Annotated in this window: 25 protein-coding genes; 12 read left to right on the top strand and 13 right to left on the bottom strand. The window is 62.7% G+C overall.

The annotated features are described in order from the left end of the window. Positions 1 to 52: 52 nt before the first annotated feature. The 3 genes from O4H62_RS03550 to O4H62_RS03540 all read left to right on the top strand — a co-directional run bounded on the left by O4H62_RS03550 (position 53) and on the right by O4H62_RS03540 (position 4,039). On the top strand, positions 53 to 2,191 hold the full coding sequence (locus tag O4H62_RS03550) for a molybdopterin-containing oxidoreductase family protein (protein ID WP_269385736.1): 2,139 nt from the start codon (positions 53 to 55) through the stop codon (positions 2,189 to 2,191). Positions 2,192 to 2,316: 125 nt separating this feature from the next. Beyond that, positions 2,317 to 3,276, top strand: a complete 960-nt coding sequence (locus O4H62_RS03545) for a VOC family protein (protein WP_269385735.1) — start codon at positions 2,317 to 2,319, stop codon at positions 3,274 to 3,276. Between the two features lie 154 nt (positions 3,277 to 3,430). Further along, positions 3,431 to 4,039 carry a class IV adenylate cyclase gene (locus tag O4H62_RS03540; protein ID WP_269385734.1) on the top strand — a complete coding sequence of 203 codons (609 nt, stop codon included), beginning with the start codon at positions 3,431 to 3,433 and terminating at the stop codon, positions 4,037 to 4,039. Positions 4,040 to 4,136: 97 nt separating this feature from the next. Here O4H62_RS03540 and O4H62_RS03535 read toward each other — a convergent pair whose 3' ends face one another. After that, a complete protein-coding gene (locus tag O4H62_RS03535) occupies positions 4,137 to 4,889 on the bottom strand; it encodes an SDR family oxidoreductase (RefSeq protein WP_269385733.1) in 753 nt (250 codons plus the stop codon). 72 nt (positions 4,890 to 4,961) lie between these two features. After that, entirely contained in the window at positions 4,962 to 5,432 is a 471-nt protein-coding gene (locus O4H62_RS03530; RefSeq protein WP_269385732.1) for a MarR family winged helix-turn-helix transcriptional regulator, read from the bottom strand. Positions 5,433 to 5,554: 122 nt separating this feature from the next. Here O4H62_RS03530 and O4H62_RS03525 point away from each other — a divergent pair, with 122 nt between their 5' ends. The 3 genes from O4H62_RS03525 (at position 5,555) to O4H62_RS03515 (ending at position 6,870) form a co-directional block, all read left to right on the top strand. Beyond that, positions 5,555 to 5,977: an organic hydroperoxide resistance protein gene (locus O4H62_RS03525; RefSeq protein WP_269385731.1), complete on the top strand. Its 423-nt coding sequence runs from the start codon at positions 5,555 to 5,557 to the stop codon at positions 5,975 to 5,977. A 231-nt stretch (positions 5,978 to 6,208) separates the two neighbouring features. Continuing rightward, positions 6,209 to 6,622 (top strand): hypothetical protein, encoded by a 414-nt coding sequence (locus O4H62_RS03520; RefSeq protein WP_269385730.1) that lies wholly within the window; start codon positions 6,209 to 6,211, stop codon positions 6,620 to 6,622. Further along, positions 6,619 to 6,870: a hypothetical protein gene (locus O4H62_RS03515; protein ID WP_269385729.1), complete on the top strand. Its 252-nt coding sequence runs from the start codon at positions 6,619 to 6,621 to the stop codon at positions 6,868 to 6,870. Before O4H62_RS03520 ends, O4H62_RS03515 begins: the two co-directional genes overlap by 4 nt. Positions 6,871 to 6,913: 43 nt before the next feature. Here the strand turns inward: O4H62_RS03515 and O4H62_RS03510 are convergent, their stop codons facing one another. From O4H62_RS03510 to purM, 3 genes are all read right to left on the bottom strand, one after another. After that, positions 6,914 to 8,185 carry an SAM-dependent methyltransferase gene (locus tag O4H62_RS03510; RefSeq protein WP_269385728.1) on the bottom strand — a complete coding sequence of 424 codons (1,272 nt, stop codon included), beginning with the start codon at positions 8,183 to 8,185 and terminating at the stop codon, positions 6,914 to 6,916. A gap of 163 nt (positions 8,186 to 8,348) precedes the next feature. Next, positions 8,349 to 8,972 carry a phosphoribosylglycinamide formyltransferase gene (gene purN / locus O4H62_RS03505; protein ID WP_269385727.1) on the bottom strand — a complete coding sequence of 208 codons (624 nt, stop codon included), beginning with the start codon at positions 8,970 to 8,972 and terminating at the stop codon, positions 8,349 to 8,351. Then, a complete protein-coding gene (gene purM / locus O4H62_RS03500) occupies positions 8,969 to 10,039 on the bottom strand; it encodes a phosphoribosylformylglycinamidine cyclo-ligase (RefSeq protein WP_269385726.1) in 1,071 nt (356 codons plus the stop codon). The genes purN and purM overlap by 4 nt, the downstream gene beginning before the upstream one ends. 204 nt (positions 10,040 to 10,243) lie before the next feature. Here purM and O4H62_RS03495 point away from each other — a divergent pair, with 204 nt between their 5' ends. From O4H62_RS03495 to O4H62_RS03475, 5 genes are all read left to right on the top strand, one after another. Then, positions 10,244 to 10,789: a CDP-alcohol phosphatidyltransferase family protein gene (locus tag O4H62_RS03495; RefSeq protein ID WP_269385725.1), complete on the top strand. Its 546-nt coding sequence runs from the start codon at positions 10,244 to 10,246 to the stop codon at positions 10,787 to 10,789. 49 nt (positions 10,790 to 10,838) lie between these two features. Next, a complete protein-coding gene (locus O4H62_RS03490) occupies positions 10,839 to 11,966 on the top strand; it encodes an AI-2E family transporter (RefSeq protein ID WP_269385724.1) in 1,128 nt (375 codons plus the stop codon). Continuing rightward, the gene (gene hdaA / locus O4H62_RS03485; RefSeq protein ID WP_269385723.1) at positions 11,966 to 12,670 is read left to right on the top strand and encodes a DnaA regulatory inactivator HdaA; all 705 of its coding nucleotides are present in this window, start codon (positions 11,966 to 11,968) and stop codon (positions 12,668 to 12,670) included. Before O4H62_RS03490 ends, hdaA begins: the two co-directional genes overlap by 1 nt. A gap of 58 nt (positions 12,671 to 12,728) precedes the next feature. Then, the gene (locus O4H62_RS03480) at positions 12,729 to 14,942 is read left to right on the top strand and encodes an RNA degradosome polyphosphate kinase (RefSeq protein ID WP_269385722.1); all 2,214 of its coding nucleotides are present in this window, start codon (positions 12,729 to 12,731) and stop codon (positions 14,940 to 14,942) included. A gap of 264 nt (positions 14,943 to 15,206) precedes the next feature. Beyond that, entirely contained in the window at positions 15,207 to 16,733 is a 1,527-nt protein-coding gene (locus O4H62_RS03475) for a Ppx/GppA family phosphatase (RefSeq protein WP_269385721.1), read from the top strand. Positions 16,734 to 17,105: 372 nt separating this feature from the next. On the opposite strand, the gene O4H62_RS03470 is transcribed toward O4H62_RS03475, so the two are convergent. The 7 genes from O4H62_RS03470 to O4H62_RS03440 all read right to left on the bottom strand — a co-directional run bounded on the left by O4H62_RS03470 (position 17,106) and on the right by O4H62_RS03440 (position 22,691). Further along, on the bottom strand, positions 17,106 to 17,465 hold the full coding sequence (locus tag O4H62_RS03470) for a DUF1428 domain-containing protein (RefSeq protein WP_269385720.1): 360 nt from the start codon (positions 17,463 to 17,465) through the stop codon (positions 17,106 to 17,108). A 15-nt stretch (positions 17,466 to 17,480) separates the two neighbouring features. Next, on the bottom strand, positions 17,481 to 18,413 hold the full coding sequence (locus tag O4H62_RS03465; protein WP_269385719.1) for a VOC family protein: 933 nt from the start codon (positions 18,411 to 18,413) through the stop codon (positions 17,481 to 17,483). Between the two features lie 23 nt (positions 18,414 to 18,436). After that, positions 18,437 to 18,667 (bottom strand): DUF4287 domain-containing protein, encoded by a 231-nt coding sequence (locus O4H62_RS03460; protein ID WP_269385718.1) that lies wholly within the window; start codon positions 18,665 to 18,667, stop codon positions 18,437 to 18,439. Between the two features lie 117 nt (positions 18,668 to 18,784). Continuing rightward, positions 18,785 to 19,210: a VOC family protein gene (locus tag O4H62_RS03455; protein WP_269385717.1), complete on the bottom strand. Its 426-nt coding sequence runs from the start codon at positions 19,208 to 19,210 to the stop codon at positions 18,785 to 18,787. Further along, positions 19,207 to 19,827, bottom strand: a complete 621-nt coding sequence (locus tag O4H62_RS03450) for a TetR/AcrR family transcriptional regulator (RefSeq protein ID WP_269385716.1) — start codon at positions 19,825 to 19,827, stop codon at positions 19,207 to 19,209. Before O4H62_RS03450 ends, O4H62_RS03455 begins: the two co-directional genes overlap by 4 nt. 419 nt (positions 19,828 to 20,246) lie before the next feature. Further along, on the bottom strand, positions 20,247 to 21,392 hold the full coding sequence (gene rnd, locus O4H62_RS03445) for a ribonuclease D (RefSeq protein WP_269386295.1): 1,146 nt from the start codon (positions 21,390 to 21,392) through the stop codon (positions 20,247 to 20,249). A 15-nt stretch (positions 21,393 to 21,407) separates the two neighbouring features. After that, the gene (locus O4H62_RS03440) at positions 21,408 to 22,691 is read right to left on the bottom strand and encodes an MFS transporter (protein ID WP_269385715.1); all 1,284 of its coding nucleotides are present in this window, start codon (positions 22,689 to 22,691) and stop codon (positions 21,408 to 21,410) included. Positions 22,692 to 22,912: 221 nt separating this feature from the next. Here O4H62_RS03440 and aspS point away from each other — a divergent pair, with 221 nt between their 5' ends. Further along, positions 22,913 to 24,700, top strand: a complete 1,788-nt coding sequence (gene aspS / locus O4H62_RS03435; RefSeq protein ID WP_269385714.1) for an aspartate--tRNA ligase — start codon at positions 22,913 to 22,915, stop codon at positions 24,698 to 24,700. A 92-nt stretch (positions 24,701 to 24,792) separates the two neighbouring features. Here the strand turns inward: aspS and O4H62_RS03430 are convergent, their stop codons facing one another. Beyond that, the gene (locus O4H62_RS03430; protein WP_269385713.1) at positions 24,793 to 24,948 is read right to left on the bottom strand and encodes a hypothetical protein; all 156 of its coding nucleotides are present in this window, start codon (positions 24,946 to 24,948) and stop codon (positions 24,793 to 24,795) included. Positions 24,949 to 25,072 lie beyond the last annotated feature (124 nt).

The raw sequence follows: 25,072 nt of genomic DNA, 5'->3' as shown, positions 1-25,072 counted from the left end.
TCAACGCTTGCGCGGCGTGGCGCGGCGGTGCGAATTCTCTTATAGAGAAAGCATGAACGACGCGACCCCCATTGATTCCGCCGCACTCGATTCCGCTGCGGTCACCGCCATCGGCCATTCGGCCTGTCCGCATGATTGCCCGTCGACCTGTGCGCTGGAAGTGGAACTGCTCTCGCGCAACCGCATCGGCCGGGTGCGCGGCGACGCGGACAACAGCTACACCGCGGGCGTGATCTGCGCCAAGGTGGCGCGCTATGCCGAGCGCATCCACCACCCCGAGCGGCTGCTCAAGCCGCTGGTCCGCGCGGGCGCGAAAGGCGAGGGGATATGGAAGGAGGCGAGCTTCGGGGCGGCGCTCGACCTGATCGCCGAGAGTTTCGACCGGGCTGAGGCAGCCCATGGTTCCGAGACCGTCTGGCTCAATTATTACGCCGGCACCATGGGGCTGGTGCAGCGCGACGGTATCCACCGGCTCCGGCACGCCAAGCGCTATTCCAACCAGTTCGACAGTTTTTGCACCAACATGGCCTGGACCGGCTTTGCCATGGGAGCGGGCGCCATGCGTGGTTCCGATCCGCGCGAGATGGCCAAATCCGACTGTGTGGTTATCTGGGGCACCAACGCGGTCTCCACTCAGGTCAACGTCATGACCCACGCCATCCGCGCCCGCAAGGAGCGCGGCGCCAAGATCGTGGTCATCGACATCTACGACACCCCGACGATGAAGCAGGCCGACATCAAGGTGCTGCTCAAGCCCGGAACCGACGGCGCCTTTGCCTGCGCGGTGATGCATGTGCTGTTCCGCGAAGGGCTCGCCGACCGGGATTATCTCAGCAAATTCAGCGACGACCCGGCAGGTCTTGAATCACATTTGCAGGACCGGACGCCGGAATGGGCGGAAGCCATCTGCGGCGTGCCGGTGGCCGAGATCGAGGCATTTGCGCGGCTGGTCGGCACGACGAAACGAACCTTCTTCCGTCTCGGCTACGGTTTTACCCGCCAGCGCAACGGCGCGGTCAACATGCACGCGGCGCTATCGCTCGCGGTCTGCACCGGCAGCTACCAGTATGAGGGCGGCGGCGCGTTTCACTCCAACTCGGACATCTTTCGTCTCGACAAGTCGCTGCTCGAAGGCCGCAAGCATTTTGATCCCGGGCTGCGCTGGCTCGACCAGTCCAAGATCGGCCGGGTGCTGACCGGCGATGCGGAAGCGCTGAATGGCGGCCCGCCGGTCACCGCCATGCTGGTCCAGAACACCAATCCCGCCAATGTCGCGCCCGAGCAGCGCAAGGTGATCGAGGGGCTGAAACGCGAGGATCTGTTCCTTGCCGTCCACGAGCAGTTCATGACCGACACCGCGCAACTCGCTGATGTGGTGCTGCCGGCCACCATGTTTCTCGAGCATGACGACATCTACCGCGGCGGTGGCCACCAGCACATCGTGCTGGGGCCCAAGCTGGTCGATCCGCCGGAAGGTCCCAAACCCAATCACCATGTGATCGAGGAACTTGGCAAGCGTCTTGGCGTCGCTGACCGCGAAGGCTTTGGTCTCAGCGAGCGCCAGCATATCGACATCATGCTGGGCAAGCGGGGCCTGGGTGATTTCGACAGCTTCAAGGCCGACAAATGGGCCGATGTGCAGTCCGATTTCGAGACCGCGCACTTTCTCACCGGCTTTGCCCACAAGGATGGCAAGTACCGTTTCCGGCCCGACTGGACCGGAACGCCTGCCGCCAACAAGCCGCCCAAACGCATGGGACCGCAAGGGCCGGTGGAGCAATTGCCGGAGTTTCCCGATCACGTCGAGCTCATCGAAAGCGCCGACGCGGATCATCCCTTCCGGCTGGCGACATCGCCGTCGCGCTCCTTCCTCAATTCCACCTTCGCCGAGACGTCATCGTCAAAGGCGAAGGAGAAGCGTCCGGACCTGATGATCCATCCAGAAGATGCCGAGGCATTGGGGATCGCAGACGGCGACCGGGTCCGACTCGGCAACACCCGCGGCGAAGTCTCGATGCACGCGAAGCTCGACGCCGGACAGCGCCGCGGCGTTGTCATCCATGAAGGCTTGTGGCCGAATTCGGCATTTGAGAACGGCGAGGGCATCAACACGCTCACCGGCGCCGATTCCTGCGCTCCCTATGGCGGCGCCGCCTTCCACGACACGCGGGTGTGGATCAGGAAGGCCTGACGGTTCCGTTGCAAAGCCGTTGTTCGGCATTTGTGAACGAAGTTACGCTGAACCGTGGGCTTTAATGTCCGGTGCCCCATTGCGATATTGGGGTGAGATCAACGCAACAAAGTCGAGTTCCGACCATGCCCTCATCATTTGACATGACCCGCCGCGCAGCCCTGAATTTCCTGGCCGCCGCGCCGGTCATGGCCAACTCGGCAATGGCAAAGGCCGCGCCGGTTGCACCCTCCTATGCGGTCACCACGCCGATCCATATCCATTCGGTGTCGCTGCGGGTGCGCGATCTCGAGAAGATGACCTATTTCTACAATGCGGTCATCGGTCTTGATGTTCTGAGCACCGAGCCTGGACTAACGGCCCTGGGCAAGGATGGAAGGACGCTTGTCACGCTCATCCGCCACCCGGGTGACGAGGTCGACGATCCGGCGACAGCCGGTCTCTATCACACCGCTTTTCTCATGCCGACCCGCGAGGATCTGGGGCGCTGGCTGATCATGGCTTACATGAATGGCATCCCGTTCACCGGTTTTTCCGACCATCGCGTCTCCGAAGCGCTCTATCTCAACGATCCGGAAGGCAACGGCATTGAGGTCTATGCCGACCGCCCGCGTGAGGGCTGGCAATGGGTCGACAACCGGATCGTCATGGGTAGCCAGCAACTCGATCTCGACAATCTGGTTGCAGGTCTGCCCGATGAGTCGGCCTTGCCCTATCGTGCGCCCAGCGGCTTTCGCATCGGGCATATCCATATGCGCGTCGGCGACACGCGGCTGGCGCAGGATTTCTATGTCAAGGCCACCGGCCTGGATCTGACCGCGCTGATACCCAATGAAAGCGCCGCCTTCTTCTCCAACGGTCGCTATCATCATCACGTTGGCGCCAATATCTGGCACAGCCGCAATGCGGGCAAGCGTCCGCAGAACATGTCGGGGCTCGAAGATGCCGCCTTTTCCATCGAGCCCGCGCTGATGGACGGCTTGCGCGAGCGGTTGAGAGCTCATGGCTCCGATATCCGGGAATCCGGCAAGACGCTTGAGACGCTCGATCCCTGGGGTACAAGAATCCTCTTCATCGCGACCTGAAGGCTCTGGAAAAACCGAGCGCCAGGTGCAGAATGCCGTCCGTGAGTATCGGCAACGCGCGGGGCGCAAATGCTTGCTGAACCGGCTCCTGTGCCGTCGTCCATGACGGCCCCGCGTTCACTTCGTGCCGGTATCGATCGGGAAAGGCTGGAACATGGCGGCGCCGACATCATCGACTGCGGCATTGCAGATCAGGGGCATGCTCTGCGATCCGGGCGACCATTTCAAAGGGCGCTATGAGGTCGAACGCAAGTACCGCGTCGACCTGCTCGAACCGGTCCGGTCGAAAATCCTGTCGATGGGCGCTGTCCCCTTCACCCTTGGCAACGTCGAAACCGATATCTTCCTGGATCTGTCCGACGGCCGGCTGGCGTCAAACGATCAGCAGCAGGTGCTGCGCCTGATGCAGCCTTCGGGTCGTGTCCTCTGGATCTGCAAGGGCCCCGGAGCCGATCGCTGCGTGGCCATGGATCTCGATGGTTCTGACAAGGCGCTCGAGATGCTCTCGGCGCTTGGCTATGTCGAAACCGGACGACTGGCAAAGAACCGCGATATCTATTTCGCCGGGGATTTTCACGTGACGCTTGATCACCTTGATGGCCTGGGATCTTTCGCGGAAGTTGCCGTTATGACCGATGATGCGGATAGCCTGCCGCTATGGGCTACCCGTGTCGAGACATTCGCCCGGAAACTGGGGCTTGATGCATCGCGGATCGAGCCCCGGTCCTACCGTGCCATGATGAATGGCAGTTCCCCCGATTGAAAGGCAACCCATGACCGTTTAGCGGCCATGGGCACGATGGTTTTAATGCAGTGCCGGGGCGGACGTGGCCTGCACGCGCTTGAGTCTCCGGATGCGCTCAGGTCTTGTTGATCGAATTGCCACCGTCTGCGACCAGAGCACTGCCGGTGACGAACGATGCGTCGTCTGACACGAGAAAAAGCGCCGCGCGGGCGATTTCTTCCGGTTCGGCCATCCGCTTGAGCGCATGAAGCCCCTTCACCCATTCGTGAAACGAGGGATCATCTCCCGCCATCGCGGTCATGGTGCCCCCGGGCAGCAAGGCGTTGGCACGGATTCCGTCTGGCCCATGCTCGGCGGCGAGAACCTGGACAAGGCCGATCAGACCGGCCTTCGAGGCCGCATACGCACCCATGCCGGGAAGCCCGATGGTGTGGCCGACGAAGGAGGACGTGAAAACGATCGAGCCGCCACCGCGCAGTTTCATCGCTGGAATCTGATAGCGCGCGGCATGAAAACCGCCGGTCAGATTGGTGGCAATGACCATCTCCCAGGTCTCCGTCTTCATGTCCGGTACCGGACCCATCTCGCCGGTCGTGCCCGCATTGTTGAACGCGCCATCGAGTCCGCCGAATTCGGAGATCGCCAGGTCAACGAGCGCCTTGTGATAACCGCCGTCAGCGATGTTTCCGGCCAGCCATTTCGCCTTGCGTCCGGTTTCGCCGATCTTGCCGGCGATCGACGCCAGTTCGGTTTCCCGGCGCGCGCCAAGCACAAGATTGGCACCTTCCGCGGCAAAGAGGTCTGCTGCCGCCGCGCCAATTCCGCTGCTGGCTCCAGTGATAATGATTGTCTTGTCTTGCAGTCTCATTTTCGCGTCTCCATTGTTGGGACGCTCTGTTTATGGTCGGCTTTCAGTCACCGACACCCGTTTCCGGCTTGCTCAGGCGGCCTCGCTGTCGGCACGCGCCTTGAGCGATCGCCGCATCTGCCCGAGAAGGGCATGCATCTGGGCGAATTGCTCCATCGACAGCCCGAAGGCTTCGGCGACGCAGCGGGGAACGTGGCTTGCCTCCTGTTCCAGCGCAATGCCGTCCTGGCTGAGGTGAACCCGGACCTTGCGCTCATCCGCCGCGTCGCGCTTGCGCGTAACCAGCCCCTGGCTCTCGAGCCGCTTGATCAGCGGGGTGAGGGTGGAGGAGGCGAGATCAAGGCGGTCGCCGAGCTGACCCACCGTCTGACCGTCCTGCTCCCACAGCACGATCATGACCAGGTATTGCGGGTAGGTGAGCCCCAGCTTCGACAAGAGCGGCTGGTAGACCTGCCCGACGGCGTGGTGGGTGGCGTAGATGTCGAAACACAGCATCGACTCGGGCCTTAGCCTGAAGCCATTGGGCAATTTACCATCGGTCATCTTGGCGCTCTCCTGTCTGTGGGAACCTATTTCGCCAAATCGTGAAGCGCAATCACTTGCAACAAGCGGATCTCCGTCATATATATCGTGCACGATTAAATCGTAAACAAGGAAAATTGATCATGGTAACGAAAGTCGTCTACAGCACCTCGGCCACCGCAACCGGCGGCCGCGATGGGCGCTCCAAGACCCACGACGGCGCGCTTGATGTCAGCCTTGCCGTTCCCACCGAAATGGGCGGCCCCGGCGGTGGGGTGAACCCGGAACAGCTGTTCGCCACCGGTTACGCCGCCTGCTTTCTCGGTGCGCTGAAGTTCTATGCCGGCCAGAAGAAGGTGAAGGTGCCCGATGATGCCACGGTGACCGTCACGGTCGGCATCGGCCCGCGCGAGGACCCGGGCTTCGGCCTCGACGTCAAGATCAAGGTCGATCTGCCGGGCATCGACAAGGATGTGGCCGAGGACCTGATCGCCGGCGGCCACAAGGTCTGCCCCTATTCGCACGCCACGTCAGGTACGCTCAACATCACGCCGGAACTTGCGTGACGGCTCGCCCCGGTTCTTGTGAGGGATGGAAAGCCCGGGCCGGTTGCGGCCCGGGTTTTTCGATGCTCGGATCACTTGCGCTGGGCCCTTTGAAGCAGGTCGCGCACGTCTCCGGGAGGCCGAGGGCATGTGATCTGCATTAGAGCTTGCGTATGCACGGTTGCGTTGAAGCTGTGATGTGGCATACTTCACAATTGGAAGTTGATCCTACTCGTGCGACGGTGATTGATCATGGCATGGAAGCTGACCTGCAGCGCTGCACAGTTCATGGTGTTGCTGTGCTCATCTGCCAATGCTGAGCAGTTTGACGTGGCGAATGTGCTGGAACGGGCCGCGCATTTGCAGAAAACCCGCGGCTATGCGTCGGACCATGTCAAGGGAGGTCATACCCATTTCGACATAGTGACTGCTGATGGCACGCCCTATGAAATCTGCCCGCATCCCAAGATGGGTCTGCTTCACGTCATGCAGGCCGGCGCGGTTCCGGGCGCGCGGCTTGTCATAGAGGTGGATCTGCAAAACAATGTAACGCCCTACAACCGAAACGTTTTTACCAGCATCGTCCATTTCAACAAGGCCAGCCGAAGCGGCTTGAGCTATATGGCCAACAAGGCCATGCGGGCGATCATGGCCACACCCGAATGAAACTGGGCTGGGCACTGGTCGGTCTGGCCGCCTGTGTGACCAGCATGCCTGTGCTCGCGCAATCGGATGTATCGGAATTGGAGAGACGCGTGCTCTCGGGCGAACTGACCCCCCAAGACGCGATCAGTGGCTATTGCGAGGGTGACACCCGGGACAAGACCCAGGATGCATTTTGTTCCTGCCCCGAAGAAGCCTTGCGCCTGCTTGAGCGGCGATTGAAGATACACCGTATGGACGACTCAAGTTAGTCCTTCACAAACCGGGATGGCCTGCGTTGCGTGAATGTCTTCGCTATTCACCCAACGCCTGGTGCGCGCTCGCTACCACGCGCTCGAGAAACCCGGTCTCGCGATCGGCAATCCGCGCCTCTTCGGCTTCGATGTAGGTACGCGTGATCGGCGCCACGTCGCGTTCGCGGCCAAGCTGCAGCTGGAACACGTTGCTCGAGCCCTGCAGGAACACGCATTCGGCGATCGACAGATAAAGTTCCCACATCCTGCAGAAGCGCTCGTCCATGATCTCTACGGCCTTGTCCCGGTTGGCCAGAAACCGCTCGCGCCACTGCGCCAGCGTGTAGCCGTAATGGCAGCGCCAGATTTCGCAATCGAGCAGCCACAGCCCGGTCGGCTCGATGGCCGCGACTGTCTCGGACAGTGACGGCGCGTAGCCGCCGGGGAAGATGTACTTGCGGATAAATGGCCCGGTCACGCCCGGCGGCGATTTGCTGGAGATCGAATGGATCAGCGCCAGCCCGCCAGGTCCGAGCCGGTCGCGCACATTGAGGAAATAGGACGGCAGATAGGGTGCGCCGACATGTTCGAGCATGCCGACCGAGACCACCCGGTCGAAGGTCTCCTTGACCTCGCGGTAATCGATCAGCTCGAAGCGCACCCGGTCGCTGACCCCGAGGATCACCGCCCGCCGGCGGGCGACCGCCAGTTGCCGCTCCGACAGCGTGACGCCGAGCACCTCGATGTCGGCGACATGGGCGAGATAGAGCCCCAGACCGCCCCAGCCGCAGCCGATATCGAGCAGCCGCTGGCCGTCCTTGAGGCACAGCTTGGCCGCAAGGTGGCGCTTCTTCAGCGTCTGCGCTTCCTCGATGGTTTCGGTGCCATCCGGGAAATAGGCGCAGGAATACTGCATGTCCCGGTCAAGAAACAGCCGGTAGAGATCCTCGCCGATATCGTAATGTGCCTTCACATTGGCGCGGGCGCGTGACAGCACGTTGTTTTGCTGGAACCGCCGGGCCTTGCGCGACAGCCCGCTCCAGAAGATCTGGCCCGGGCTGCGATCGAATTGCCGTTTGTTGGCGTAAAACACATTGATCAGGTCATGGATGCTGCCGTTGTCCATGACCAGTTGGCCATCCATGTAGGCTTCCGCGGCGTGGAGCTCCGGATTGAGAAGGATCTTCCACTCGGCTGCCTTGCTGGTGAAGCGGATGGCGGCTTCGGGACCGGGCTCCCTGCCGCCGAACACGTGCACCGCGCCCTTGGCGTCGGTCATCGTCAGCCGGCCCGTCTTGATGGCCTTGTCGAGAAATCCGTACAGCGAAACCATGACGTCTCCGATATTGAAAGCGGGAACGTTCACCGATCGAAAAAGTTCCCTCAGTAATTCTCAATAAAAAACGGCCGACACATAAATCCAAAGACCCTGCCCGGGAACGGGCCGTTGATCAGTTTTAAATGATTGCCATGATGATGGACAAGCCCCATCGGCTTCACCTGGTGAACCTTGCCTGGCCGTCGCCGCCCATGCGCACTTCGCCGCGTGCCAGCATCGCAAGCGCGGCGGGGTAGATACGGTGCTCGGCTTCAAGCACCCGGGCGGCAAGCGTGTCGGGCGTGTCGTCTCGCTCGACCCGTACCGCCGCCTGCTCGATAATCGGGCCTTCGTCCATGCCTTCGGTGACGAAGTGGACGGTGCAGCCATGCACCCGGCAGCCGGCGGCCAGCGCCCGCTCGTGGGTGGCGAGCCCCGGAAAGGCGGGAAGCAGCGACGGGTGGATGTTGATCATCCGCCCCGCATAGCGGCGGACGAAATCGCCCGACAGCAGCCGCATGTAGCCCGCAAGTGCGATGATCCGGGCACCAGAGGCATCGAGAGCGGCGATGACGGCGGCCTCGTGCTCGGCCTTGCTGCCGTACTCTCCGCGCGGGATTGCCAGCGCCTTGATGCCGAACTCGCGGGCATGGTCGAGACCTTTGGCATCCGGCTTGTCGGAGATCACCGCAACGATTTTCGCCGGATAATCCCCGTGCAGCGAGGCGGCGATCAGCGCGCCCATGTTCGATCCCCGGCCGGAGATCAGCACCGCAACAGGCACTTTCGGCTGATCGGTCACAGGGACAGCGTTCCCTTGTAGACAACGCCGGGGCCGTTGTCGGCGCGCCGGGTCAGGCGTCCAAGGCGGATGACCGCCTCGCCCTCGGCTTCCAGCGCGGCGGCAACGCGGTCTGCGTCCGCTTCAGGCGTGACCGCGATCATGCCGACGCCGCAGTTGAAGGTGCGCAGCATCTCTTCGGGCGCGACGCCGCCGGTCCGGGCCAGCCATGAAAACACCGCCGGCGCTTTGATGGCGTCGAGATCGATTTCTGCGGCAAGCCCTTCGGGCAGAACCCGCGGAAGGTTTTCGGGAAAGCCGCCGCCGGTAATGTGGGCCAGCGCCTGGATCGCACCGGTTTCGCGGATCGCAGCCAGCAGCGATTTCACATAGATCCGGGTCGGTTCGAGCAGCGCCGCGCCAAGGCTGCGCGAGGCATCGAACGGGGCAGGGGCATCGTAATCGAGCCCGCTGAGCTCGACGATCCGCCGCACCAGCGAGTAACCGTTGGAGTGTACGCCTGAGGAGGCGAGGCCCAGAACCACGTCGCCTTCCGACAACGCGCCCGAGGGCAGCAACTGGCCGCGTTCGGCCGCTCCCACCGCAAAGCCCGCGAGATCGTAGTCGCCATCGCGGTACATGCCCGGCATTTCCGCCGTTTCCCCGCCGATCAGCGCGCATCCGGCCTGCAGGCAGCCCTGGGCGATGCCTGCGACGATCGCCGCGCCCTGTTCCGGGTCGAGCTTGCCGGTGGCGAAATAGTCGAGAAAGAACAGCGGCTCGGCGCCCTGGACAACCAGATCGTTGACGCACATGGCGACCAGATCGATGCCGACGGTGTCGTGAATGCCGGCTTCGATCGCCACTTTCAGCTTGGTGCCGACGCCATCATTGGCGGCCACCAGAACCGGGTCGGAAAAGCCCGCTGCCTTCAGGTCGAACAGGCCGCCGAAGCCGCCGATTTCGCCGTCTGCGCCCGGACGCCGGGTCGAGCGCACCAGCGGCTTGATGCGGTTGACCATCTCGTTGCCGGCATCGATGTCGACACCTGCCTGGGCATAGGTAAGGCCGTTCTTCGGATCCGCCATCCTGGCTTCCCCTCTCTCGGGTTACAAAGGAGCTGTGTATGCCCGGGGGATGGCATTTTGCGGGCAATTCCGCAAGCCGGAGCTTGGGCTGGGATGCCACAAACGCCGGGAAAACTGTGCCCGGTCGTGCTATTCCTGCCGCAAGCCATTGGAAAAGGGCTCACCAGTCGCCATATCCAGACCGTTCAGGATCGTTTGTAGCTCATGACACTGCCCAATCTCATCACGGTTGCCCGGTTCATCATGGTTCCCTTGGTCATTCTTGCGATGATCAACGGCGAGATGCTCGCGGCTTTCGTATTGTTCCTGCTGGCCGGCGTGTCTGATGGCCTGGACGGCTTCATTGCCCGCAATTTCAATCAGCGCTCGGAGCTTGGGGCCTGGCTCGATCCGGTCGCCGACAAGTTCCTGCTGGTCAGCGTGTTTGTCATGCTCGGATGGCTGGGCGTCTTGCCCAACTGGCTGGTGATCTTTGCCGTCTCGCGCGATGCGCTGATCATCGGCGCCGTGGTCTTGTCCAGCCTGCTGGAAAACCCGGTCGAAATGCGGCCCTTGCTGATCTCGAAGGCGAACACCATGGTCCAGATCATGCTGCTCATCCTGGTGCTGGCCGACCTCGCCGGGCTTGCCCGTCTTGACGCTGTCATAGGATGGATGATCTATGCAGTTGCAGGCTTGACCATCGCTTCGGCCAGCGCCTATCTCGTCACCTGGCTCAGGCACATGGCCGGCGTGGAACAAGCCGATTGATTTTGGGCGCGGAAATGCCGGTAGCGGCCGGTCCGCAAGCGAGGTGATCATGACCATTCACATAGACCGGGCGGCGCTTCGCCGGCAGATATTCTTCTGGTTGCTGGCGCTGGCCGTGGTCATCGCCTTCCTGATGGTGTTCCGTTCCATCCTGCTGCCGTTCATCGCCGGCATGGCGCTTGCCTATTTTCTTGATCCGGTGGCTGACTGGTTCGAGCGCCGCGGATTTTCCAGGATGATGGCGACCCTGGCCATCCTGGCCGCGTTCGTCGCGCTGTTTGCCATCTCGCTGGTCGTCCTGATCCCCATCCTGGTGACGCAGGCGGCTGACCTCGGAACCCGGATCCCGGGCTACATCACCCAGCTCCAGGCGCTGCTGACGGCGGATTCCACCTTGCTGCCAAGCTGGATCGGCGACCAGCTGGGCCAGATCAAGGACAGCTTTGCCGCGCTTCTCAAAGAAGGCGCCGGTCTGGTCGGCACCATCTTCCAGCAGATCTGGAATTCCGGCATGGCGCTTCTCGACATCGCCGCCCTGTTCGTGGTCACCCCGGTTGTCGCCTTCTACCTGCTGCTCGACTGGGACAGGATGGTCGAGAAGGTCGACGACTGGGTGCCGCGCGATCATGTCGGCACCGTTCGGCACCTAGCCCGGCAGATTGACGCAACCATTGCCGGTTTCGTCCGCGGGCAGGGCAGCGTCTGCATCATCCTGGGCCTGATCTACGCCGTCGGCCTGTCGATCGTCGGACTGAACTTCGGTCTCCTGATCGGGCTTTTCGCCGGCCTGATCAGCTTCATCCCCTATGTCGGCTCGCTGGTTGGCCTGGTGCTTGCCCTGATCGTCGCGGTGGTGCAGTTCTGGCCGGATTTCGTCATGATCGGCGCGGTGATCGCCGTCTTTGCGGTGGGACAGTTTTTCGAAGGCAACATCCTGCAGCCGCGGCTGGTCGGCAAGTCGGTGGGCCTGCATCCGGTCTGGCTGATGTTCGCGCTGTTCGCGTTCGGCGCCCTGTTCGGTTTTGTCGGCATGCTGATCGCGGTGCCGGCGGCCGCCTCGGTCGGCGTGCTGGTGCGCTTTGCCATTGCCCGTTACCTCGACAGCGATCTCTATCACGGCACGCAACGTCCGGTTCCGCGGCCGGGCCAATCCGCTGACGACACGCCGGGATACTGATGGCCAAACCGCCTGCCACACGGCAATTGCCGCTGGAATTCGATCATGACCCCGCTTCCGGCCGGGATGACCTGATCGTCTCCGACCGCTTGAACGCGGCGGTGGCGATTGTCGACCGCTGGCCCGACTGGCCCTCGCCGGTGGTGATTCTGGCCGGCCCCACGGGATCGGGAAAATCCCATCTCGCCAGCATCTGGGCCAACCGCGTTGGCGCAACCAGGATCGATATCGACAGACCCGATCCGATGGTGCTCGAAACCGCCGCCCGCGGCCCGGTGCTGATCGAAGACATCGATCATGCGGGTTTTGACCAGACCGCGCTGTTCCATCTCATCAACGCGGTGCGCCAGAACGGCACCGCGATCCTGATCACCAGCCGGCTCTGGCCCGCCGGCTGGCGGGTGACATTGCCGGATCTTGCCTCCCGCCTGAAGGCGGCCACAGTGGTCGAGATCGCCGAACCGGACGAGGAGCTGCTGGCCAAGGTGATGGTCAAGCTGTTCGCCGACCGTCAGGTCGTGGTCGATGACAGGATCATCGCCTGGCTTGTCGCCCGCATGGAGCGTTCGCTCGCCGCCGCCCGCACGGTCGTCACTCGTCTTGACCAGCTGGCGCTGGCGCGTGGATCAAAAATCACCCGGGCGCTCGCGGCCGAGGTGCTGGCTGAAATGGACAGCGGAGCGGGCGACACGGAAGTGTCATAGTTCCTTCGTTGTTGTGCTATAGACGGTGGATTCCATAACCGGGGCGTTGGAGTGCATGATGGTCGACTACGAGGGTGCGGGCGGAAGTGAACTGCGGATTGATCCGACCACGGCGGATATCTCGGCGGAAGACCTGCTGACCAGTCCGAAACGCTTCATCAACCGCGAGTTTTCATGGCTGCAGTTCAATCGCCGGGTGCTCGAGGAGACGCTCAACGCCGCCCATCCGCTGCTTGAGCGGGTGCGATTCCTGTCGATCTCGGCGGCCAACCTGGACGAGTTCTTCATGGTTCGCGTCGCCGGGCTTGAGGGCCAGGTGCGCGAAGGCATCGTCAATCGCTCGCCCGACGGTCTGTCGCCGAACGAGCAACTCGACCAGATCCTCGAGGAAATCGACGGGCTGCAACTCGAGCAGCAGGCGTCGTTGGCCATTCTTCAGCAGAACCTGGCAGCGGAAAACATCTATATCGTGCGTCCTTCCGTGCTGGTGGAGGGCGACATGGCCTGGCTTGAGGACGAGTTCCTGCAGTCGATCTTCCCGGTTCTGACCCCACTGTCGATCGATCCGGCCCATCCGTTTCCGTTCATTCCGAACCTCGGGTTTTCCATCTGCCTGCAGCTCGCCTCCAAGGCGGCAAACGAGCCGATGACCGCGCTGATCCGCCTGCCGGTGGCGCTCGACCGCTTCCTGCGGCTGCCCGACCTTGATGGCGCCATCCGCTACATCACGCTCGAGGATGTGGTCAGCCTGTTCATCTCTTCGCTCTATCCCGGCTATGAGGTCCGCGGTTCGGGTACGTTCCGGATCATTCGCGATTCCGATATCGAGGTCGAGGAAGAAGCCGAGGATCTGGTCCGCCTGTTCGAAAGCGCGCTCAAGCGCCGCCGTCGCGGCTCGGTGATCCGGATCGAGTTCGATTCGGAACTGCCGCAAAGCCTGCGCGAATTCGTGGTGCACGAGACCAACGTGCCGGAGAACCGCGTGGCGGTGCTGCCCGGCCTGCTGGCGCTCAACACGCTGTCGGAAATCGCCAAGGCGCCGCGCGACGATCTCAAGTTCGAGCCGTACAACGCCCGTTTTCCCGAACGCATCCGCGAGCATGCCGGCGACACCTTCGCCGCGATCCGCGAAAAGGATCTGGTGGTTCATCACCCCTACGAATCCTTCGATGCCGTCGTTCAGTTCCTGTTCCAGGCTGCGCGCGATCCCGACGTTCTGGCGATCAAGCAGACGCTCTACCGGACATCCAACGACAGCCCCATCGTCCGGGCGCTGGTCGATGCAGCGGAAGCCGGCAAGTCGGTGACAGCCCTGGTCGAGCTCAAGGCGCGCTTCGACGAGGAAGCCAACATCCGCTGGGCCCGCGACCTCGAACGCGCCGGCGTACAGGTTGTTTTCGGCTTCATCGAGCTCAAGACGCACGCCAAGATGTCGCTGATCGTCCGCCGCGAGGAGGGCAAGCTGGTGTCCTACTGCCATCTCGGCACCGGCAATTATCACCCGGTCACCGCCAAGATCTACACCGACCTGTCCTATTTCACCTGCGATCCGGTCATTGCCCGCGACATGGCCCATGTCTTCAACTTCATCACCGGCTACGGCGAGCCCGAGGGGCTGGTGAAGCTCGCGGTGTCGCCGCTCAACCTGCGAAACAAGATCCTCGAAAATATCGAGGCCGAGATTTGTCACGCGCAGGCCCGGCGGCCGGCGGCGGTCTGGATGAAGATGAACTCGCTGGTCGATCCCGAAATCATCGACGCGCTCTATCGCGCCAGCCAGGCCGGCGTCGAGATCGATCTGGTGGTCCGCGGCATCTGTTGCCTGAGGCCGCAGGTTCCGGGTCTTTCCGAGCATATTCACGTCAAGTCGATCGTCGGGCGCTTCCTCGAACACAGCCGGATCTATTGCTTCGGCAATGGCCATGGCCTGCCGTCGTCGGGAGCCATGGTCTATATAGGTTCGGCCGACCTGATGCCGCGCAATCTCGACAGGCGGGTCGAAACGCTTGTGCCGATCGTCAACAAAACCGTGCATGAACAGGTGCTCTCGCAGATCATGCTGGGCAACATGATCGACAACCAGCAGAGCTACGAGATCCTGCCGGACGGAACCTCGCGCCGGGTGGAACCCGGTGTTGATGAGGAGCCCTTCAATGCGCAGGTCTATTTCATGACCAATCCCAGCCTTTCGGGTCGCGGTGAGGCCCTGAAATCCAACGCCCCGAAACTGATCGCCGACCGGCTGGCCCGGGCGTCCCGCAGCAAGCGCTGAGCTGTTGTCACGCGTCGTCGTCGGCCCGGAACCGGGGCCGGCGGTCTCCTTTTCACATGGTGCGGCCCGGCTCATCAAGAGGCTGCAGGCAGGCTGTCACTTGTGCCTAAAGTTATGTGAATTGATGTGGGACAACCACTACAGAAGTGGTGCTGCCGGGTTTCAGTTCCGGCTAATGCCAGATATAAGGTCGCTGAATTCGTTGACCCTGGTCTCGCTCCGCACAGGCGGAACGCGTCGCCTTAACCGAAGAGCGCCTTAGATATGGTGGAATCGGAAGCGCAAGGCCGGCTGCCGGGCATACATCCCGTTTCTGTCATCGACATCGGTTCCAACTCCGTGCGTCTCGTCATTTACGAAGGGCTCAACCGCGCGCCGTCCGTGCTGTTCAACGAGAAGGTTTTGTGCGGTCTCGGCAAGGGGCTTGCCGCCTCCGGACGAATGGACGAGACCGGCATCGCGCGGGCGCTGGCCGCGCTCAAGCGGTTCCGGGCGCTTTCCGAACAGGCCCGTGCCTTCGAGATGCATGTGCTCGCCACCGCGGCAGCCCGGGAAGCCGCAAACGGCGCCGATTTCATCGCCTCGGCCGAAATCATTCTCGGATGCCGGATCCGTGTGCTCACGGGCGAGGAGGAAGCCCGATTCTCGGCTCTCGGGGTGATCTCCGGCTACTACAAGCCCGATGGCATCGCCGGCGACCTTGGCGGCGGCTCGCTCGAACTCGTCGATGTCAGGGGCAATGTCCATTCCGGCGGCCAGACCTTGCCGCTGGGCGGCCTCAGGCTGGCCGAGATGTCCGGCAACTCTATTTCGAGGGCCAGGGTGATCGCCAAGCGGTCGCTGAAGCAATCGACGGTGCTTCCGGGTGGGGCAGGGCGGACCTTCTACGCAGTGGGCGGCACCTGGCGAAACATCGCCAAGCTGCACATGGAAATCACCGGCTACCCGCTGCACATGATGCAGGCCTACGAGATCGACGCAAAGCCGGCGATCGACTTCCTCGGCGAAGTGGCGGCGATGAAGCAATCGCGGATCAGCGCGATCAAGGCGATCTCCAGGAACCGCCGCGGCCTGCTGCCCTATGGCGCCGTGGCGCTGCAGGAAACGCTGATCGCCATGAAGGCAGCGCGGGTCAGCTTCTCGGCGCTCGGCGTGCGCGAAGGCTATCTCTACTCCCTGCTCGGTGCTGCCGAAGCCGCCCGCGATCCGCTGCTGACCGCAGCTGGAGAACTTGCAATCCTGCGTGCCCGCTCACCCGAACATGCCCGTGAGCTCGCAGCCTGGACCGGCCGCATGTTCCCGGTGTTCGGAGTGCGGGAAAGCGAGGAGGAGTCCCGCTATCGCCAGGCAGCCTGCCTGCTTGCCGACATCTCCTGGCGCGCGCATCCCGATTACCGGGGCCCGCAAGCGCTCAACATCATTGCCCACGGCACCTTCACCGGGATCAGCCACGCAGGCCGCGCCTACATCGCGCTGGCAAACTATTTCCGCTTCGAAGGCCTCAATGATGACGGCATGTCGTCGGAACTGGCGGCGATCGCCGGGCCGAAATACCTCGATTACGCCAAGCTGCTGGGCGGCATGCTGCGGGTCGTCTACCTGTTTTCGGCTTCGATGCCAGGCATGGTGCCGCAACTCGAATTCGTGCCTGCCACGGCCTCCGATGGCGATGTCGACCTTGTTCTCAAGGTGCCGAAATCCTCCGAAGCCTTCGTCGGCGAACGGCTCGATGGCCGCCTGCAGCAACTGGCCAAGCTGACCGGCAAGCGCCTCGGGTTCAGGATCGGCTGAGTTCTGGGTCTGTTGCGGAAGGGCTGCCGGATCGTCGCTGCCGGCAGCAGGACACGCGGATCATCGGCAGCGCCGGGTTCGGTACGGGACAGGCCGGGCCATTGAACAAAAAGCGGACAAAGAAAAAGGCCGGGCGAAATTCGCACCGACCTTCCTGACTTGCCTCGACACATCTGCCAGTACATCCGTGGTCAGCGTGGAGACAAATTTCCTTGTTGATCACCATATGGGGTTTGCCTGCGCCAATGCAAGGGGTGGCTCACGATATTTCTCGGCAGGTGAAGCGGTTCCCCGGTGGCACCACCCTCCCGTGCCCGGACCTGGAGGGAATTATCCGGACACGGGAGGGGCATGAACGCCATTCCAACTGGATCAGGCCTCGACGATGGTTTCGAAACCGCCCCAGATCATCCGCATGCCGTCAAACGGCATCTTGCTCATGTCGCCGCCCATCATTTCCTCCAACTCCTTCATCGAAGCCTCCATGGCGGCGTCGGCCGTCTCCCTGTCGGGCCATGTGATCCAGGAAAACACCACGGTTTCGTCCTTCTCCAGTTTCACAGCCATCGGAAACGAGGTCACCTTGCCGTCGGGAACGGAGACGCCCCAGGTCTCGACGACCGAAAGCGCCCCGTGGGCACGGAACACCTTGGCAGCAGCCTCGGCCATCTCCGTATAGGCTTGCTTGTTGGCATTGGGAACGGCGAGCAGAAATCCTTGCACGTAAGTCATGGTCATTCTCCCTTGTCATGTTTGGGCTCGGGCGGCAGCCTCGAGCGTGGCGATGTCGAGTTTCTTCATCTTCAGCATTGCGGTCATCAGCCGGTCTGCCGCAGCACGGTCGGACGACGCCATCAGTCCCTCCATGACGGTTGGCGTGATCTGCCAGGAGACGCCGAACCTGTCCTTGAGCCAGCCGCACTGGCTTTCCTGTCCGCCTTCTGCAGTCAGGGCTTCCCAGTAGTGGTCGACCTCGGCCTGGGTCTCGCACGACACCATCAGCGAGAGGCCCTCGGTAAAGCCGAAATCATGGGCGCCGGGGGCATCCATGATGCTGAACTGCTGTCCGAAAAGAGTGAAGCTGCCAAAGAGCACCGTGCCGGCTGCTTCGCCGTCAGCCGCGCCTCTCAATTCGACATGCTCTTTCGCCGAGCCGGGGAAGACGCTTGTGTAGAGCTCGATGGCTTCCGCGGCGCGGCCCATGTTGCCTTGCGTAAACAGCAGCGACGGCGTGATCGTCGTGCCCTGGGCCGCTGTCTCGTGCACGGCGATCTGCCATGACACGCCGTAGCGGTCCTGCAGCCATCCGTAGCATCGGCTCCACGGATAGCCGTCAAGCGGCATCATCACCGAGCCTCCCTCGCCAAGGCCTTCCCAAAGGGCGTTGACCTCGGCTTCGCTCTCGAGACGGACAAAGAACGAGAGCGCCGGGGTTGGCTTGAACGCCGGGCCGCCATTCAGCGCCGAAATGCGCAATCCGGCGACTTCAAAGCCTGCCACCATAACCTTGCCGGACGGTTGTCCGTGCGCGTCCCGTCCGGCCTCGCTGTAGCGGCTGACATGGGTGATGCGGCCATCGGCAAACAGGCTGGTGTAGAGCTTGGCGGCGTCTTCCGCCTCGCGGTCATACCAGATGAAGGGTGTGATCTTCTGTGCTGAAACAGGGGCAGAGGTCGGCATTGAGGTTCTCCCATTCGATGCCGCTATTTTTCCGGCATCTGCTTGATGTTGGAAAACAGCGCCCAGATTGCCATCGCGTGGCCCCGGCCGAGGTCGAAGTCGTCCTTGAGCCAGGCAACCACGTCGCCCGCCTTGACGCCCTTTGCGACCTTGCCGCTCTCCAGCAGTCCGCGCTCTTCGGCAAGCTGGCGGAAATCGTCAGGCGTCTTGCCCGTGCGTGCCTTGATGGTGTCGAGATAGGCTTGAAAGCTCATTGCCGTTTTCTTTGGTTGTCCGTTGTCTTGGTTGTGTCGGCCCCAGGCGTGTTTTGCGGCGCGGTGCGACGGGTAACCTGAGGCCGTCTGGGCCCTGTTAAACTTCTCGCCAGGCTCTCACCCGGCCTGCTGCTTTTCGATGGCTGGTTCGTTGAAGGCCCACTCCAGCCCGAACGGGTCGCGGACGCGGCCGAAGCGGTCGCCCCAGAATTCGAGCTTGAACGGTGACACCACCTCACAGCCGGCCTCCACGGCCCGGTTCCACCACATGTCGCCGTCGGCGATGATCAGTTGCAGCAGGAAATTGCTGCCCGATGATGGGTTGCTGCCGTGTTCGGGGAAGGGGTCCATCAGCATCACGATCCCGTCATTGATCGCGATGCTGGCATTGAGCACACGTCCGTCGTCGCTGCGGACGATCTGGCCCATGAGCACCGCGCCGAAGGCACGGGTGTAGAATTCGATCGCCTTGTCGACGCCTTCGACGGTGGCGTAGGGGATCACGCCCCGCATCAGGCGCTTGTAATCGGATGGGTTGGTCATCGGGCTTCCTCCTGTGGCCTTGAAAACAGCAACGTCACATAACGCGTGAGATGGTTGATGCTGTCGATGGCAACCGAGACCGAATCCTTCGCCTTGGCGAGAATGAAGGCGCCCTGCAGCACCACCTGGGTATGCAGCGCCAGGCTTTCTGCGGTCCAGCCAACGTCGCGCATGCCGCGCGCATCCATCGCCGCCTGGATGTCGGGCGCCAGCGTCAGCGCATGTCCTTCGATCGAGGCATGGCAGGCGTCGCGGATCGCAGGGGCGGTGAGGTAGGTCTCCTGTACCATGGTGCCGACGAGACACGTGTAATCGGGAAGTTCTCCGGCCAGCAGCTGGCGGCGGAATTCGATATAGGCCAGCACCCGGTCGAGCGGGTCGGCGAGATCATGATACGGGGCCGAGGCAAACAGCGCGCCGGTGAATTCGGACCAGTAGTCGGCCGCGGCGACCCCGAGGGCTTCCTTGCTCGGAAAATGGTGGAAGAAAGCGCCCTTGGTAACTCCGGCATTGGCGCACAGCTCATCCACGCTTGTGGCCGAAAAACCCTTGGTCCTGATCACCGACAGGGCGGAGGTCAGCAGTTTCTCTCTGGCTTGGGAGGGGCGAGCTTGCATATGGGACCCTTTTCTGAAGTTAAAATACCAACCGGTTGGTATGTCGTCAAGCCCGGATGAAGATGGGGCTTCGCTGCGCCATTTGGGAGGGGGGCTCTTCGGGGGGGAGAGCATTTCCGGTGAAAACGGAGTCACCGAAAAATGCTCCATCTTATTGTTTTCACGCAATTCCGGACGCGAAACTGGTTCCCACTTTCGCTGGAATTGCACTAGAGATGCCTGGTTTGGCGGGCTTCGGGGAAACCAAAGTCGATCGCCAAGGCGATCGGCCTCGCGGCAATCGTGTTGTTTCTGCCAAGTCTGGGGGGAAGGGGCCGGGCGTATCGCCTCAGCGCGCGCGCCACCACACGAGGACGCTCAACTAACAGCGTCCCAGCCGCACCCGACTTCCGGGATGGTCACGGATGACAAGTGGTCGCCTACAGCTCCACTGCCTCGACCTTCTTGTTGGCAAACCTCAGCGCCAGTTCGCCGCGGATCAGCTTGAGCGCCCGTTCGCCGAACAACTCGCGGCGCCAGCCCTTGAGCGCAGGCACATCCGCATCCTCGCCGTCCACCGCGATGGCTTCAAGGTCATCCGCGTTGGCGATGATCTTGGCTGCGACGTTTTCTTTTTCCACCGTCAGCTTCAGGAGCACGCGCAACAGCTCGATCGAGGCCTGCGCGCCCTCGGGCGTCTGCTTCTGGCGGGGCAGGCGCGGCATCGCCTCCTTCGGCGTCTCGAGCGCCTCGTTGACGATCTCGACCAGCGTGGCGCCCTGCTGCGAGCGTTCCCATCCGCGCGGGATTGTCCTGAGCCGCGACAGCGCTTCGGCATCCCGGGGCTGCTGCTGGGCGATCTCGTAGATCGCGTCATCCTTGATCACCCGGCCGCGCGGTACGTTGCGCGATTTCGCCTCGCGCTCCCGCCAGGCAGCCACATGCTGCAGCACGCAGAGCTCGGCTGGTTTCTTCACCCGCATCTTCAGCCGCTTCCAGGCGTCCGAGGGTTCAATTTCGTAGGTCGAGCGCGCTTCCAGCACGGCCATCTCGTCGGCCACCCAGTCGCCCCGGCCTTCTGCTTCAAGACGTGAGACCAGCTCCAGGTAGACGTCGCGCAGATGGGTCACGTCGGCGAGCGCGTAATCGAGCTGCTTGTCGCTTAGCGGCCGTCGGCTCCAGTCGGTGAAGCGCGAGGACTTGTCGATCGCAGCACCCGTAATCCGCGAGACCAGCTGGTCATAGGAAATCGATTCGCCGAATCCGCAGACCATCGCCGCGACTTGCGTGTCGAAGATCGGATGCGGAACCAGGTCGCCGAGCTTGACCACGATTTCGATGTCCTGGCGTGCCGCATGGAACACCTTGATCACCGAGGGGTCTCCCATCAGCTCGAAAAACGGTTTAAGATCAAGTCCTTTGGCCATCGGATCGACAATGCCTTCGTCGTCCGGACCGGCCATCTGGATCAGGCATAGTTCGGGCCAGTAGGTGGTCTCACGCAGGAACTCGGTGTCAACGGTGACGAAGTCGTGTTTGGCGAGGCGGGCGCAGAAGGCGGCAAGCGCCTCGGTCGTTGTAATCATGTCCATGCTTGGCATTTAGCGGGATTTTTCCGGTTTGTCTTCTCCCCCGGAGGCGTCTTTCGCGCCGGGCTCGATGTGGCGGTTGACCGACTGCGCCGCCATGCGGGCAAAAACCGGCGATGTGCGCAGCAATCCGGCAAACCGGCCGCGTTCGGGTTCATCCGGGGACCCCCGCATGATCCGCACCAGGGTGTAGAGCACGAAGGCACCGTGCATGGCACAGATGAAGCTGAAGAACGCCGATGCGCCGAACCAGTCGACCAGCACGGCCGACAAAAGCGGCCCGATCGACGCGCCGATGGCCCAGAAGAACATCAGTCCCGACGCAATCTGCACATACTCGCCGGGCTCGGCCTTGTCGTTGGCGTGCGCCGCCGAGAGCGAGTAGAGCGGCAGGGTGAAGGCGCCCCACAGGAAGATGCCGATCAGATTGAGGCCGACACCGCTGCCTGCGAACAGCACCATGAAAAGCCCGCACAGGGTGGAGCCGGTGGTCGCCAGCAGCAGCACCGAGCGGCGGCCGATGCTGTCTGAGAGATAGCCGAGCGGATATTGCAACACGATGCCGCCGATGATCCCGGCGCTCATGAAAGAGGCGATGTCGGAGACACCCAAGCCGAGGCTTTCGGCATAAAGCGGCCCCACCGCCCGGAACGAGGCCGTGGTGAGCCCGACGGTGATGGCGCCTGCCGAGGCCAGCGGCGAGACCAGCCACAATCGTTTCGGGCTGAAGGAGAACGGAGCGGGCGCCTCCGGATTGGAGCGGTCGGCGAGCGACACCGGCACGATCGACAGGATGATCAGCATGGTCATCACCGCGAAGATCTCGAAGCCGCCGATTCCGAACACCGGCAGCATGTATTGCGACAGGGTCACTGCGCCCAGATCGACAAACCGGTAGATCGCCAGTGTTCTGGCCCTGTTGGTGTTGGTGGTCTGCGCATTGATCCAGCTTTCGACATTGGCGAACAGTGAGGCAAAGCAGACGCCCGTAACCAGCCGCATCAGGAACCAGAAGAACGGGTCGATCACCATCACCATGGCAAGCGAGGCGCAGGCGGCGACCGCCGCCATGGCGGCAAAGGCGCGGATGTGGCCGGACGTCCTGAGCAGCCAGGGCGTCATCCAGCAGCCGATGATGAACCCGAGGTAATAACCTGCCCCCGAAAGCCCGATGACGGTGGGCGAAAACCCCTCGACCGAGCCGCGCAGCGAGATCAGCGTGCCCTGCAACCCGTTGCCCGCCAGCAGGACGCCGGCGGTGGTCAGGAGCGGGATCAGGGGACGAAGCGAATGCATGACATGCCGGATGCGAGAAACACGAACGCAAGTCCTACATCGAATTTGTCTGGCCGTCGTGATGAAATCCCGCCAATGCACAGCCCGATTGCGCCGTTTCACCTTGACAAACCGGGTGGGTCATGCGCTTTTCCGCGCGATTTTTACCGTGCGCCGAGGCGGCGATGTGCGTTTGTTTCGCACCCTGCCGAGCCACCGTTTCCAGCCACCGAGGATATGCCATGCATCGCTACCGTTCCCACACCTGCGCCGCGCTCCGCAAGAGCGATGCAGGCGCCACCGTCAGGCTTTCGGGCTGGGTGCACCGCGTACGCGACCATGGCGGCCTGCTGTTCATCGACCTGCGCGACCATTATGGCCTGACCCAGATCGTCGCCGATCCGGATTCGCCCGCCTTCAAGGCGGCTGAAACCGTTCGCGGCGAATGGGTGATCCGCGTCGACGGCCTCGTCAAGGAACGCACAGCCGAAACCATCAATCCCAATCTCGGCACCGGCGAGATCGAGGTGTTCGCCCAGGAAATCGAAATCCTGTCGGCGGCCAAGGAATTGCCGCTGCCGGTGTTCGGCGAGCCGGATTATCCCGAAGACGTGCGCCTGAAATACCGCTTCCTCGATCTGCGCCGCGAGACGCTGCACCGGAACATCGTCACCCGCACCAAGGTGATCGCCGACATGCGCCGCCGCATGACCGAGATCGGTTTCGCCGAGTACGCGACGCCGATCCTGACGGCCTCGTCGCCCGAGGGCGCGCGCGACTTCCTGGTGCCCTCCCGCATCCATCCCGGCCAGTTCTACGCGCTGCCGCAGGCGCCGCAGCAGTACAAGCAGCTGTTGATGGTCGCCGGTTTCGACCGCTACTTCCAGATCGCGCCGTGCTTCCGCGACGAGGACCCGCGCGCCGACCGGCTGCCGGGCGAATTCTACCAGCTCGACCTCGAAATGAGCTTCGTCACCCAGGAAGACGTCTGGGACACGATGGAGCCGGTGATGCGCGGCGTCTTCGAGGAATTTGCCGAAGGCAAGCCGGTGACGCAGAAATTCCGCCGCATTCCCTATGACGAGGCGGTGCGCAAATACGGCTCCGACAAACCCGACCTGCGCAACCCGATCGAGATGCAGTCGGTGACCGAACACTTCGCCGGTTCCGGCTTCAAGGTCTTCGCCGGCATGATCGCCAACAACCCGAAGGTCGAGGTCTGGGCGATCCCGGCCAAGACCGGCGGCTCCCGCGCCTTCTGCGACCGGATGAATTCCTGGGCGCAGGGGCAGGGCCAGCCGGGTCTCGGCTACATCTTCTGGCGCAAGGAAGGCGACAATCTGGAAGGCGCCGGCCCGATCGCCAAGAACATTGGTCCGGAACGCACCGAGGCGATCCGCGTGCAGATGGGTCTTGACGATGGCGATGCCTGCTTCTTCGCCGCCGGCGATCCGGCCAAGTTCGCCAAGTTCGCCGGCGACGCCCGCACCCGTGCCGGTGAGGAGCTGAACCTCGTTGACCAGGACCGCTTCGAGCTGTGCTGGATCGTCGATTTCCCGTTCTACGAATGGGACGAAGACGCCAAGAAGGTCGAGTTCGCCCACAACCCGTTCTCGATGCCGCAGGGCGGCATGGAAGCGCTGGAAACCCAGGATCCGCTGACGCTGAAGGCCTACCAGTACGACTTGGTCTGCAACGGCTTCGAAATCGCCTCCGGCTCGATCCGGAACCAGTCGCCCGAGCTCATGGTCAAGGCCTTCGAGAAGGTCGGACTGAGCCAGGCCGATGTCGAGGAGCGTTTCGGCGGTCTCTACCGCGCCTTCCAGTATGGCGCACCGCCGCATGGCGGCATGGCGGCCGGCGTCGACCGGGTGATTATGCTCATCGTCGGCGCCAAGAACCTGCGCGAAGTGGCGTTGTTCCCGATGAACCAGCAGGCCCAGGACCTGCTGATGGGCGCTCCGAGCCCGGCGTCGCCGGCGCAGATGCGCGAACTGTCGCTGCGCGCCATTCCGGCAAAGGCCGAGTAGGCAGCTAGCCGACTCAAATTATCAAGAAGCCCGGGCAACCATCTGGTTCCCGGGCTTTTTCTTGCGCTGGATATGTCTCGGGATATTCCCGCTCAGTCCTTGGCGTCCGGCGCGTCCTGGCCGAGATCGAGCAGGTCCTCCTTCGGAGCCGATTTGCCCGCCTTGGTCTTGCCGGCGGGCTTTTCGGCTTTGGCGGCGGATGCGGGCGCAGGCTTTTCAGCCGGCGCGTTGGCCTTGAAACGGATCATGTAGCGGGTCCAGTGCGGGTGAGAGGTGTGCGAATGGCGCTCCGGATCGGGCAGCAATTCGCTGAGCGTTCAAGAATCACCCTGCGCCCCAGGCGGTCAACAAGCAACCCGAATGACCGGCCAA

It is taken from the genome of Parahoeflea alexandrii, assembly GCF_027214025.1.
In the GTDB taxonomy this organism is placed as follows: Bacteria; Pseudomonadota; Alphaproteobacteria; order Rhizobiales; family Rhizobiaceae; genus Hoeflea; species Hoeflea alexandrii_A.
This window is presented reverse-complemented; position numbering and strand designations above follow the sequence as displayed.

Bases quoted from the DNA above. Each gene is read 5' to 3' on its own strand.
- O4H62_RS03510 (WP_269385728.1), bottom strand. From the start codon at position 8,185: ATGGTTTCGCTGTACGGATTTCTCGACAAGGCCATCAAGACGGGCCGG.
- O4H62_RS03525 (WP_269385731.1), top strand. From the start codon at position 5,555: ATGGTAACGAAAGTCGTCTACAGCACCTCGGCCACCGCAACCGGCGGC.
- O4H62_RS03440 (WP_269385715.1), bottom strand. From the start codon at position 22,691: ATGCATTCGCTTCGTCCCCTGATCCCGCTCCTGACCACCGCCGGCGTC.
- O4H62_RS03465 (WP_269385719.1), bottom strand. From the start codon at position 18,413: ATGCCGACCTCTGCCCCTGTTTCAGCACAGAAGATCACACCCTTCATC.
- O4H62_RS03450 (WP_269385716.1), bottom strand. From the start codon at position 19,827: ATGCAAGCTCGCCCCTCCCAAGCCAGAGAGAAACTGCTGACCTCCGCC.
- O4H62_RS03430 (WP_269385713.1), bottom strand. From the start codon at position 24,948: ATGATCCGTTTCAAGGCCAACGCGCCGGCTGAAAAGCCTGCGCCCGCA.
- O4H62_RS03535 (WP_269385733.1), bottom strand. From the start codon at position 4,889: ATGAGACTGCAAGACAAGACAATCATTATCACTGGAGCCAGCAGCGGA.
- O4H62_RS03530 (WP_269385732.1), bottom strand. From the start codon at position 5,432: ATGACCGATGGTAAATTGCCCAATGGCTTCAGGCTAAGGCCCGAGTCG.
- rnd (WP_269386295.1), bottom strand. From the start codon at position 21,392: ATGATTACAACGACCGAGGCGCTTGCCGCCTTCTGCGCCCGCCTCGCC.
- O4H62_RS03495 (WP_269385725.1), top strand. From the start codon at position 10,244: ATGACACTGCCCAATCTCATCACGGTTGCCCGGTTCATCATGGTTCCC.
- O4H62_RS03540 (WP_269385734.1), top strand. From the start codon at position 3,431: ATGGCGGCGCCGACATCATCGACTGCGGCATTGCAGATCAGGGGCATG.
- purM (WP_269385726.1), bottom strand. From the start codon at position 10,039: ATGGCGGATCCGAAGAACGGCCTTACCTATGCCCAGGCAGGTGTCGAC.
- O4H62_RS03475 (WP_269385721.1), top strand. From the start codon at position 15,207: ATGGTGGAATCGGAAGCGCAAGGCCGGCTGCCGGGCATACATCCCGTT.
- O4H62_RS03520 (WP_269385730.1), top strand. From the start codon at position 6,209: ATGGCATGGAAGCTGACCTGCAGCGCTGCACAGTTCATGGTGTTGCTG.
- O4H62_RS03545 (WP_269385735.1), top strand. From the start codon at position 2,317: ATGCCCTCATCATTTGACATGACCCGCCGCGCAGCCCTGAATTTCCTG.
- O4H62_RS03550 (WP_269385736.1), top strand. From the start codon at position 53: ATGAACGACGCGACCCCCATTGATTCCGCCGCACTCGATTCCGCTGCG.
- aspS (WP_269385714.1), top strand. From the start codon at position 22,913: ATGCATCGCTACCGTTCCCACACCTGCGCCGCGCTCCGCAAGAGCGAT.
- O4H62_RS03515 (WP_269385729.1), top strand. From the start codon at position 6,619: ATGAAACTGGGCTGGGCACTGGTCGGTCTGGCCGCCTGTGTGACCAGC.
- O4H62_RS03455 (WP_269385717.1), bottom strand. From the start codon at position 19,210: ATGACCAACCCATCCGATTACAAGCGCCTGATGCGGGGCGTGATCCCC.
- O4H62_RS03460 (WP_269385718.1), bottom strand. From the start codon at position 18,667: ATGAGCTTTCAAGCCTATCTCGACACCATCAAGGCACGCACGGGCAAG.
- O4H62_RS03470 (WP_269385720.1), bottom strand. From the start codon at position 17,465: ATGACTTACGTGCAAGGATTTCTGCTCGCCGTTCCCAATGCCAACAAG.
- O4H62_RS03490 (WP_269385724.1), top strand. From the start codon at position 10,839: ATGACCATTCACATAGACCGGGCGGCGCTTCGCCGGCAGATATTCTTC.
- hdaA (WP_269385723.1), top strand. From the start codon at position 11,966: ATGGCCAAACCGCCTGCCACACGGCAATTGCCGCTGGAATTCGATCAT.
- O4H62_RS03480 (WP_269385722.1), top strand. From the start codon at position 12,729: ATGGTCGACTACGAGGGTGCGGGCGGAAGTGAACTGCGGATTGATCCG.